Consider the following 11553-nt stretch of genomic DNA (forward strand, 5'->3'; position numbering starts at 1 on the left):
GTGGACGGTGTCGTCAGCTGGACGCGCCAGACCAACCTCAGCCAGCCCGTGGCGGCCGACACCCGCCACGCCGGCCAGGTGGTGGCCATCAGCAGCGACGGCAGCACCATGGCGCTGGCCGCCGAGATGGACGGCGGCACCGGCGGGCTGGTGCTGGTCTACACCTGGAGTGGCAGCGCCTGGGTCGAGCAGGCCAAGCTCTACGCGCCGGACCTGCGCGACGGCGGCGGCCAGGGCTTCGGCTCGGCACTGGCCATCGACGGCAACACGCTGGTCGTCGGTGCGTCGGGTGACGACTCCGGCGGCAGCAACGCCGGTGCGGCCTATGTCTTCGTGCGCAGCGGCACGGCCTGGAGCTTCCAGGGCCGCCTGCTGGCCGCCGACGCCACGGCCGGCGCCACCTTCGGCCAGTCGGTCGACGTCAGCGGCAACAGGATCGTCGTCGGCGCCGCGGGCGGCACGGCCGCGCGCGACGCTGCCTATGTGTTCACCCGCAGCACCTCGCCGCAGGGCACGGTGGTGTGGAGCCAGCAGCAGCGCATCGCCATCGGCGGCAGCGTGAACGCCGACTTCGGCTACGCGGTCAGCCTGTTCGGCGATGTGCTCGCGGTGGGCTCGCCGGCCGACAGCAGCGGCGGCCGCGTGAACGTCTACACCCGCGCTGGTGCGGTGTGGAGCAGCAGTGCGCAGCTGACGGCCTCCAACCCGACAGCGGGTGAGCGCTTCGGCCAGGCCATCGACATGGATGCCAGCCGCATCGTCGTCGGTGCGCCGCTGTGGGACGGCGTGGCCGGCAACCGGACCGACCAGGGCCGGGCCTTCGTGTTCCAGTCCAGCGGCGGTGCCTGGCTGCGCACGGCGCGCCTGACCGCCGATGGCGGCCTGCCCGAGGCCGAAGCGCTGAACAACGGCCGCGCCGGTGACCAGTTCGGCGCCAGCGTCGCGCTGGGCGGCCTGTACGTGGCCGTGGGGGCGCCGGGCTACGACGGCACGGCGCTCGACGTCGGCGGTGCCTACGTCTTCATGCAGCTGGCCGACCAGGGCAGCGGCAATGGCGCCAGCTGGGTGCGCAGCACCGGCGCCACCGGCGACGGCCGGCTGGGCGCCGCCGAGCCGGCCGGCAGCTCGGTCAACATCGCCGCGCCGTACAACACGGCCGACCGCTTCGGCAGCGGCGTCGCACTGGGCGGCGGGCGCCTGGTGGTGGGCATGCCCGGTCACAACGACGCGCCCGGCGGCACCCTGCTGCGGCCCGACGTGGGCGGCGTGCGCACCTTCTCCACCAACGGCGTGCTGCCGACGAACGTCAGCGCGTCGATGTGGGCCGAGCAACTGGCCGACCCGCTCAACCCCACCGCCGTCGGTTCGCGCTTCGGCGCCAGCACCCACTACGACGCGGCCTCGCGCACGCTGTTCGTCGGCGACTCTGGCGACAACGCGGTGTACGTCTACATCAACGAGGGCCTGTACTGGCGCCCGGTGCAGACCATCACCCGCGCCGAGGCCGGCTTCGGCGCCGACATCGACGTCGACGGCAACTGGATGATCGTCGGCGCGCCTCAGGGCGACCGCGCCTTCATGTACAAGCGCGAAGCCAACGGCGAGACCTGGACGCTGTACCAGACCCTCGCCCCCGGCCAGAGCGGCATCCGCTGGGGCGAATCCGTCGCCATCTCGGGCAACCGCGTCGTGGTCGGCATGCCTGGCGCCAGCGCCAGCTATGCCTCGGCCGGCCAGGCCGATCCGGCCTATTCGCTGCAGCTGGGCGTTGCCGGTGGTGCGTTCACCTATGTGTTCGGCGGCACCTGGTGGGACCCGGACAAGCTGCTGATGCCCAACGACGCGGCACTGCCGGACAACACGTCGTATGTGCAGAGCATCTTCCTGACCGACAGCGTCACGACGTCGGCCGGCAGCGTCTACCGCGCCCACACCCTCAGCAACGGCGCGACGACCGCGAGCACCTACCAGGGCCGCTACGTGCGCACGAGCAACCTGCCGTTCTCCCTGACCGGCACCATCCCCGCACACGTCATCATGGCCTTTGCCGACGTGCCGGGACCCAATGCGGACGAGGGCGACACCGGCAGCGGCCTGGTCTACAACAACGGCACCGGCAAGCTGCGCACGAGCTACACGACCAACGGCCGCGCCGTCGGCCTGACCCGTGGCGACACGACCACGAACGTGGCTGCCGGCTCGGCGACCTACAGGCTGAACGTGGCGTTCGACGGCGACGTCGAGCAGGTGTTCGTGGGCACCGACATCGGGCCGTTCTGGATCGAGATCAACGACAACGGCTCGCGCACCCGCTACAACAATCGCGTAGAGATCGACTTCAACACGGACGTGATCGACAAGAACATCACGTCCATCACGGTCGGCCCGCGCACCGTCTTCATGGTGTCGGACACCGAAGACTTCGAGTGGGTCAACGCCTTCATCTACGCCAACGACACGGACAACACCGTCACGGTGACGATCCCGGGCGACGAAGATGGCAACACCGACTTCGACCGCGTCTACGTCGCCAGCACGCGGCCCATCCCCGGCACCGAGACCGTTCACGCCACGTTCAACGGCCTGGCCGGCGCGCAGTGGGGCTCGGCCGTGGACATCGTCGGCGACCTCCTCGTGGTCGGCGCGGCCGGCAAGTCGCGCAGCATGATCTACAGCGCCACGGGCGCCGACTACACCAAGTGGACTGCGACCGTCGGCGGCTTCACCGACAACCCGCTGCGACCGCTGCAGACCTTCGACGGCGCGCAGGGCACGGAGCTGACGACCAACGGCAACCAGCTCTATGTGATGGGCGGCACGGGCGGCACGCTGCAGTCCTATGTCCGCAACGGCAGCCTGTGGGCCAGCGGCGGCGCCGAGCTGAACGCGCAGGGCACGACGCTGTTCAACGGCGGCAACGAGGCGCTGGACCAGGCCGGCAACCGCCTGCTGGTGGGCCAGCCGGTGGGCGCCGGCTCGCTGAGCCTGCATGACCAGAACGGCAGCTACATCGGCCCCAACCTGGTGGCAGGCAGCTACAACACCGCCACCCGCAGCATGCAGGTGGACGGCCGTACCACGCTGGGCTTCGGCGCCGGTGCGCAGATCATCAGCGAAGGCTTCTACGTGGCCGGCACGGCCAACACCGACAGCATCACCAATGTGCTGTACGGCCTGCGCCAGCGCGGCTCGGCCTGGCTGCCGGTGGGCAGCGAGCTGACGCCGGCGGCGGTCGCCACGGCCAAGGCCGGCGTGGCGGTCGCCATAGACGGTGACACCGCCGTGGTGGGCGCGCGCGACTTCGACGACCGCGGCGCGGTGTTCATCTACCGCGCCAATGCCGCCGGCCAATGGGTCTATGCCAGCCTGCTGCAGGCGCCGGATGGTGTGCGGGCCGACCAGTTCGGTGCCGCGCTGGCGCTGTCGGGCGACAGCTTGGTGGTGGGCGCGCCCAGCAAGGGCGCGGGCAGCGGCGAGCTGTACTTCTACCAGCGCCTGGGCGATGGCTGGACGCTGCGCACCGAGGTCGCCGGCACGGCCGGCGCGCGGCTGGGGGCGGCCGTGGGCCTCTCGGGCACCGTGGCCGTGGCGGGTGCACCGGGCGTCAACCAGGCGCGGCTGTTCAACTTCAACGGTAGCAGCTGGGCGGCGGGCCAGACGATCACCGGCAGCGGTGTGCTGGCCGGCGAGTTCGGCGCCGCCGTCGCGATCGACCAGGGCAGCCTGGTGGTGGGCGCACCGGCCGGCAACGGCAACAGCGGCGCGGCGGCCGTCTACCGGCTGGGCGGCAGCACCTGGGCGCTGCAGCAGACCCTGACCGCCGGCGCGCAGGCCGCCGTGGGCGACCGCCTCGGCGCGGCCGTCGACATCAGCGGCGACGTGGTGGTCGTCGGCTCACCGGCGACGGCGGGCGGGCGCGGCGCGATTTACGCGTGGCAGCGCACCGGCAACGTCTGGGGCAACCGCGCCGTGCTGCAACTCGCCACCGGTGCGGCCAACGACCTGCTCGGCACGTCCGTGGCGCTGGACCAGGGCCTGCTGATCGCCGGCGCCTCCGGCCGCGACGTGGCCGGCGTGGCCGACCGCGGCGCCGTCTACAGCTGGCGCCTGACGGGCACCGGCTGGCGCCTGGAAACGCCGCTCGACCCGATCTACGCCAGCGACAGCGAGGCCGGCGACATGGTGGGCCACGCGGTGGCGCTGTCGGGCCAGCGCGCGCTCATCGGCGCGCCGCAGCTGCAGGGCCGCCCGGGCGCCACGCCCGACACGGCCGGCACCGGCTATGCATTCGTGCGCAGCGTGTCGCCGCCGTCCACCGTCACCGTCATCGAGGACCAGGGCGCGCTGATCGCCGGCGCCAAGGCCAACACGCTCACCGGCTCGGCCGGCGGGCGTGCGCTGTCGGGGCTGACGTTCTTCGACATCGCGACGGTGCAACTGACCACCGGCAAGGCCGACGACAAGGTCCGCATGGGCAGCGCCGGCATCACGGCCTACGGCCTGCAGAACCTGCGCATCCTCACCGGCAACGGCGACGACCAGGTGGCGCTGCTGAGCGACCAGCTCAAGCCGCCGGCGGTCGGCACCTTCGTGCCGGTGGCCACGCCCCCCGGCCAGCCGCAGCGCTACGTGCAGCTGACGGGCGAGTTCAGCGTCGACACCGGCGCCGGCAGCGATTCGCTGCGGGTGTCCGCCGACACCGACTGGACGCTCAACGGCAACACGCTGGCGGCGCGCAACGGCGCCGTCGTGGCGCTCAGGAACGTCGACGCCGCCAGGCTGGAAGGCGGCGCCAGCGCCAACCGCCTGCAGGTGCTGGCCTGGGCCGGCAGCGGCCAGGTGGTGCTGGACGGCGGCGCCAACTCCGACGAGTTCACCATCAGCGCTGCGGCGCTGGACGCGGTGCGCCTGGAAGACGCCGGCGGCACGCTGGACCAGCTCACGCTGCAGGGCACGGCCGGCGCGGACGTCTTCACCATCAACAACGCGCTGGTGCAGCTGGGCAACAGCGTGCTGAACTACGCCGGCATGGAGGTGCTGGCCATCGCCGGGCTGGCCGGCGCCGACACCTTCACGGTGCTGGACAGCAGCGCCCAGCGCCTGCTGCTCGACGGCGGCGCCGACAGCGACCTCTACCGCGTGCTGCAGGGCAGCAGCAGCGTCCAGGTGCTCATCCACGACAGCGGCCCGCTGCCCTCGCTGCTGGCCAACGGCACGCGCGTGAACGTCGACACGCTCGAGGTGCCCTCCACGGCGACGGCCACCGGCCTGCGCTACCAGGTGGGCGCCAAGGTCGTGGACTACGACGAGACCATCGAGCAGGCCACGCAACCCACCGTGCTGCCCGACCCGCGCCGCACCTGGGACCTGACCGACGCCAATGACGTCGTCACCATCGACGGTGCCACGCTGAGGATCCGCAACGGCGTGACGGGCGCGACCGAGACCGTCGACCTGCGGCCCTATGCCGAGATCACCTTCAATGCCAAGGGCGGCGACGACCGCTTCGACATCGTCAACCTGCCGGACTGGCTCACGCGCGTGACGATCAACGGCCAGGGCGGCAACGACCTGCTGTCGGGCGGCAGCCTGTGGAAGTTCACGGGGGCCGGCAGCGGCACGGTCAGCGCCGCGGATGGCGTCACCGACCTGATCTCCTTCACCGGCATCGAGAACGCCACGGCGAGCGGCCCCGGCCAGGCCTTCGTGTTCGTGAACAACACCGCCTCGCTGGCGGGCACCGCCACCGGCAGCGGCGCCGCCACGCTGGACTTCAGCGGGCGCTCGGCGTCCGTGGCGGTCGCGCTGTCGGGCAGCCAGGCGGGCCGGGTGACGACCGCTGCGGCCGGCGTGGTGCTGGGCGGCTTCAGCGGCGTGGCCGGCCTGGTGGGCAGCCGGGCCGCCGACCAGCTGAGCGGGCCCAACCTGGCCAGCGCCTGGGCGCTGACCGGCGTCGATGCCGGCAGCCTGAACGGCAGCCTGGCCTTCAGCAGCTTCGAGACGCTGACCGGCGGCAGCGCCGACGACAGCTTCGCGCTCGGTGCGGGCGCCCGGATCTCCGGCGCGCTGGCGGGTGGGGGCGGCCGCAACACGCTGGGCTGGACCTTGGGTGATGGCAACGATGTGGTCACCATCGAGCGCAACAGCCTGAAGCTGGCCGGCGCGACCGTGCTGCCCAGCTTCAGCGGCATCACGGCGCTGCAGATCGACACCGGCGGCGGTGCCGATCAGGTGTCGCTGCTCGCTGGCGTGGTGGACGCGCAGACCGTGCGGGTGGACACCGGCGCGGGCGACGACATCGTCAACGTGCAGGAGATCGGCGCCGGCTACCCGCTGGCGCTGACCGTCGGCATGGGTGGCGACGCGCAGGACCGGCTGCTGGTGCAGGCGCAGGACGACCTGGCGGCGTTGGGCATGGCGGTGGCCGATGCCACGCTGACCACCGATGACGGCCAGGTCAGCGTGCGCTACAGCGGCGTGCATGCGCTCGACCTGGTGGGCAGCGTGGCGGACGACCAGTTCCGCATCGACGCCGCCAGCGTCGGCGTCCAGGCGCTGACCATCGCGGGCCAGGCCAACGCGGACTCGCTGGTCATCCAGCTCGGCGACATCGCCAACACCGTGCTGGTCGACGGGCAGCAGCTCGTCATCGACGGCCTGTCCGTGCAGATCGAGTCGATCGCCAACCTGGGCCTGCGCACGGCCGGGGGCGACGATGCGGTGACGGTGAAGAACACCATCGCCGGCACGACGGACATCGACACCGGCGCCGGCGCCGACCGCATCGATGTGCGCGGCATCGGCGGCGCGACGCGCGTGGCCGCGGGCGCGGACGACGACGAGCTGCGCATCGGCCAGGCCGGCGCCGGCCTGCACGGCATCGGCAGCCTGCTGCAGCTGGCGGGCGATGCCGGCCAGGACAGCCTGTGGCTGAACGCCGACGACGGCACGGCCACCGCGCTGATCGGGGCGCTGTCCGGCACGGCCGTCGACGGCCTGGGCATGGCTGGCTCGCTGCAGCTGGCCACGCTGGAGAACCTGGACGTGCAACTGGGCGCCGGCGCCGACACGCTGGACGTCAGCGGCACGCTGGCCGGGCGCACGCGGCTGGCCGGCGGCGACGGCGCGGACCGCATCGTCGTGCGCGGCGGCGTCGGCAGCCTGTGGCTGGGCGGCGAGGGCGGCGCCGACACGCTGGTGGTGCGCGACGTGGCCGGCGCGCTGGAAGTGCAGGGCGGCGCGGGCGATGACAGCGTGCGCCTGGGCGCGCTGGAGCCGCTGCCCGGCCAAGGGCTGCTGAGCCGCCTGGGCGGGACGGTGCTGGTGAGCGGTGGCGACGGCGACGACCGCCTCGACCTCGACAACACCGGCGACACCGTGGGCGGCCGCGCCACGCTGGCGGCGAGTTCGGTCACCGGCTTCGGCCTAGCGAGCGCGCTGGAGTTCGGCTCGCTGGAATGGCTGCGCGTGGGGCTGGGCAGCGGCGCCGACGTCGTCACCGTCGCCGGCACGCCGGCCGGCCGCACCGATCTCGACACCGGCGACGGCGCCGACAACATCAGCATCGTTGCCAACGGCGGCGAGCTGCGCGTCGAGGCCGGGCTGGGCGCCGACACCATCACCGTGCGCGGCAACAGCGCGCCGGTGACCGTCAACGGCGGCGACGGCAACGACACCGTCAACCTCGGCAACCCGGGCCGTGGCCTGGGTGGCAACACGACCACCACCGGCCCCGGCCGAGCCACCGGCGGCACGCTCAACGGCCTGGCCGCCCGCGTGACCGTGGCCGGCGGTGCCGGCGAGGACCTGCTGTTCCTGGACGACACCGGCGACATCGCGGCCAACATCGGCACGGTGGACGCCGACACCCTCACCGGCTTCGGCCTGGGGCAGGGCGTGGTCTACGGCACGCTGGAGCAGCTCAGCATCAAGCTGGGGCTGGGCGCCGACGAGGTCACCATCGCCGGCACCCATGCCGGCAGCACGTGGCTGGACACCGGCGCCGGTGCCGACACCGTGACGCTGGCGGCCGCCAACGCCGGCGCGCTGACCATCGCCACGAATGCGGGCAATGACACGGTCAACGTGCGGGCCAGCCGCGAGGCGCTGGTGGTGCAGCTGGGCGTGGGCGACGACGCCATCAACCTCGGCAGCCAGGCGCCTGCGTCCGGCGGGCGGGCCGCCACCATCGCCGGGCCGGTCACGGTCAACGGCGACCTGGGCAACGACCGGCTGCGGCTGGACGACACCGGCAACACGCAGAAGCTGGACTACGTCGTCACGCCCACCCGCATCACCGGGCTGGGCATGGCGGCGGGCATCACGCTGGCGGGCATCGAGTCGGTGAAGGTGGAGCCGGCATCGGCCCCGGCGCCGCTGCCGCTGCCAGCGGCGGCGCGCGTCGACTGGACGGCCCGCTACCTCGCGCCGCCCACTCCGAGCGCGGCAGTGCCTATGCCGGCCCCAGCGGCGGCGTCGGGTGCCGACAGCTGGATCGCGGAGTTCCTGAACGCCGCCGCGTTGCCGGATACGACGGACGCGCTCGCCAGCCGGGCGGTGCAGGCGCCCACCGCACCGGTGCTGCGCAAGACGGTCAGCACCGCGGCGCTCTGATCTCTGGCCACAATGCCCCCGACCTCACACCCCCCACGAGCATGCAGCAACTGATCTACGAAACCGTCGTGCCGGTCACCGCGGCCCGCCATGGCCGCTGTGCGGTGCAGACCGCGCTGCACTACGGCTTCAGCCGCCACCTCAACTCGGTGCCGGTCATGGCGGCGGAGTTCGCGCCGGCCAGCGTCGACCATGTGCTGGTCTTCGCCGAGACGGGCACGGCCGGCGAGCTGGTGCCGGTGGTGTTGCTCGGCACGCGCGCCGGCGAGAACCTCTACCTCGGCGCGCAGGACGCCTGGCAGGCAGGCTATGTGCCGGCCTTCCTGCGCCGCTACCCGTTCGTGTTCTCCACGGAGGACGAGGGCAAGACCTTCACGCTGTGCGTGGACGAGGCGTTCCGCGGGCTGAACTGGCAGGCGCAGGGCGAGGCCCTGTTCAACGCCGACGGCACGCCCACCGCCTACGTGGACGGCGTGCTGCGCTTCCTGCAGGACTACCGGCGCGAGTTCACCCGCACCCGCGAGCTGACCGCGCGCCTGCAGGCCCTCGACCTGTTCGAGGCGATGCAGGCCCAGTTCACCGTGGGCGGCGGCGAGAAGCGCCAGCTGGGGGGCTTCCACGTCATCAACCGCACGCGCCTGAACGCGCTGGACGACGCCACGCTGGCCGACCTGGTGCGCGGCGGCGAGCTGGAGCTGGTGCACCTGCACCTGCAGTCGCTGCGCAACTTCCAGGCGCTGAGCCAGCGCCTGGCCAGCGCCACGCCGCCCCTGCCGCAGGCCGAGGCTGTCGGCGCCCTGGCCAACGGCTGAGGTGCTGCGCACCGAAGCCGTTCAGGCGCCGGCCGCGACCGCATCGAACGCGGGGCGGTCGGAAGCACAGGACTGGGCGCGCCTGGCGACGGCGCGCGACGACGCCGAGTTCGACCCCGCCTGGCTGGCGCTGCTGTGCGCGCAGCTCCCGGCCGTGCGTGCCGCACTGTTGGTGCGCGGGTCACATCAGCGCGGTGGTTTCAGCGCCGCCGCGGTGTGGCCGGAGGCCGCCCAGGCGGACCGCAGCCTCGCGCCGGTGGCCGAGCGCGCGCTGGCCAGCGGCCGTGGCGACCTGCGCGGCGCGGTCTCGGGATCGTTGCCGGCACTGGACGGTGAGCCGGTGCACCTCGCCTATCCCGTTGCCGTCGACGGCGTGCTGCATGGCGCCGTGGCGCTGGAGCTGCAGCCGGTCTCGCCGCAGGAGCTGCAACGTGCGCCGCGTGTCGTGCACTGGGCCTGCGCGCAACTGGAGGCCCGGCTGCGGGCGCAGGCCATGTCGGCCATGCGGGAGGATTTTTCGCGCGTGTCGCAGGCCGGGGAGTTGCTGGCCACGGCGCTGCAGCATGCGCGCCTGGGGGCCGCCGCGCTGGCGCTGGCCAACGAACTGTCGGCACGCCTGTCGGCCCAGCGGGTCAGTGTGGGCCTGGTGCGCGCCCGCAGCGTCGAGGTGGTGGCGATGTCGCACACCGCACTCGTGGAGGCCAGCACCGATGGCGTGCGCCTCATCGTCGATGCGATGGAAGAGGTGCTGGACGCCGGCCTGCCGCTGAGCCATCCCGCCGCGCCGGAGCTTGACGGTGCAGACGCCGTGCCGCTGCCCGACGCGCCTGCCCAGGCGGCGCTGGCTGCGGCCAACGGCAACGCCGGCGTGCTGTCGGTGCCGCTGGTCGACGCCGCCGGCGTGGTGGGCTTGCTGACGCTGGAGCGTGCCACGGCCGCCTTCAGCGAGGCGGAGACCCACGGCCTGCGGGCGCTGGGCCAGTTGCTCGGGCCGGTGCTGGCACTGCAGCGCGACAACGAGCGCGGCCTGTGGCGGCGGGCGGTGGATGGCACGGGCGACACCTGGCGCCGCCTGACCGGGCCGGGGCATGCCGGCCTCAAGCTGGGCACGCTGGGCGTGCTGTTGCTGCTCGCGGTGCCGCTGCTGGTGGACGTGCCGCACCGCGTGGCGGCACGCACCGTCATCGAAGGCGAGATGCAGCGTGCCAGCGTGGCGCCGTTCGCTGGCGTGGTGGCCGAGGCGCCGGTGCGCGCCGGTGACACCGTGCGCGCCGGTGCGCTGCTGGCCCGCATGCAGGACCGGGACCTGCAGCTCGAGCAGGCGCGCTGGCTGGCCGAGGAGGACCTGGCGGATCGCCGCTACCGGCAGGCGGCCGCGCTGCGCGACCGCGCCGAAATGGCCCAGGCCCAGGCGCGCATCGCCCAGGCGCGGGCGCAGCGGCAGCTGGCCGACGAGCAGTTGGCGCGGGCGCGGGTGCTGGCGCCGTTCGACGGCGTCGTCGTCAGCGGTGACGGCCGCAGCCTGCAGGGCCTGCCGCTGGAGCAGGGCAAGCCGATGTTCGAGATCGCGCCGCTGAACCGCTGGCGCGTCGTGCTGGAGGTCGACGAGCGGGACATCGCCGCGGTTCGCCCAGGCCAGCGCGGTGAGCTCGCGCTGGCCGGTTTGACCGGCGAGCGCGTGCCCTTCGCGGTGCGCCAGGTCACACCCGTGTCGACGGCCCGTGACGGGCGCAACTTCTACCGCGTTGAAGCCGACGTGGCCCAGGCCGCGGCCGACGGTGCACGGCTGCGCCCGGGCATGGAAGGTGTCGGCAAGATCGAGGCCGGCCACGCGACGTTGGCCTGGATCTGGACCCACGGGCTGACCGACTGGCTGCGCCTGGCCCTCTGGAAGTGGCTGCCTTGATGCCTGAGCCCCTCGCCCGGTCTTGCCCCGCTGAACGCGGGCAAGCCCAGTCGGTCTTGCAGATCGCGCAGCCGACGGAGCGGCTGCCCTTCGGCAGGCGCGACAAGTCCTCAGGACTTGTCGTGTCCGGCCTCAGCCCCCGAGGGGACGGCGATGCTCGTGGCATGGAGCCACGAGCACATCGCCAGACGGGCCGGCTTGGGAGCGGCCCGACGCTCGGCC

The 11553-nt window shown here is 73.1% G+C and carries 3 protein-coding genes (1 of these 3 running past the window's edge); all 3 read left to right on the top strand.

What is annotated here, in order from left to right; all coding sequences use genetic code 11:
• Tightly spaced (at most 41 nt apart), the 3 genes in view from AC1Q7O_RS03770 to AC1Q7O_RS03780 form a layout consistent with a single transcriptional unit that may run on beyond the window.
• Nucleotides 1–8613: the end of an LEPR-XLL domain-containing protein gene (locus tag AC1Q7O_RS03770; protein WP_492659131.1), read on the top strand. 18450 nt of this gene lie to the left of the window's left edge; the window shows 8613 of its 27063 coding nt (coding positions 18451–27063); its start codon lies off the left edge, out of view; it ends in the stop codon at nt 8611–8613.
• Nucleotides 8614–8654: 41 nt separating this feature from the next.
• Complete coding sequence (locus AC1Q7O_RS03775) at nt 8655–9425, top strand: SapC family protein (RefSeq protein WP_492659132.1); 771 nt, start codon at nt 8655–8657, stop codon at nt 9423–9425.
• A 1-nt stretch (nt 9426) separates the two neighbouring features.
• Nucleotides 9427–11331 carry an efflux RND transporter periplasmic adaptor subunit gene (locus tag AC1Q7O_RS03780; RefSeq protein WP_492659133.1) on the top strand — a complete coding sequence of 635 codons (1905 nt, stop codon included), beginning with the start codon at nt 9427–9429 and terminating at the stop codon, nt 11329–11331.
• Nucleotides 11332–11553: the final 222 nt, after the last annotated feature.

It is taken from the genome of Roseateles sp. GW823-FHT07B05 (assembly GCF_058794515.1).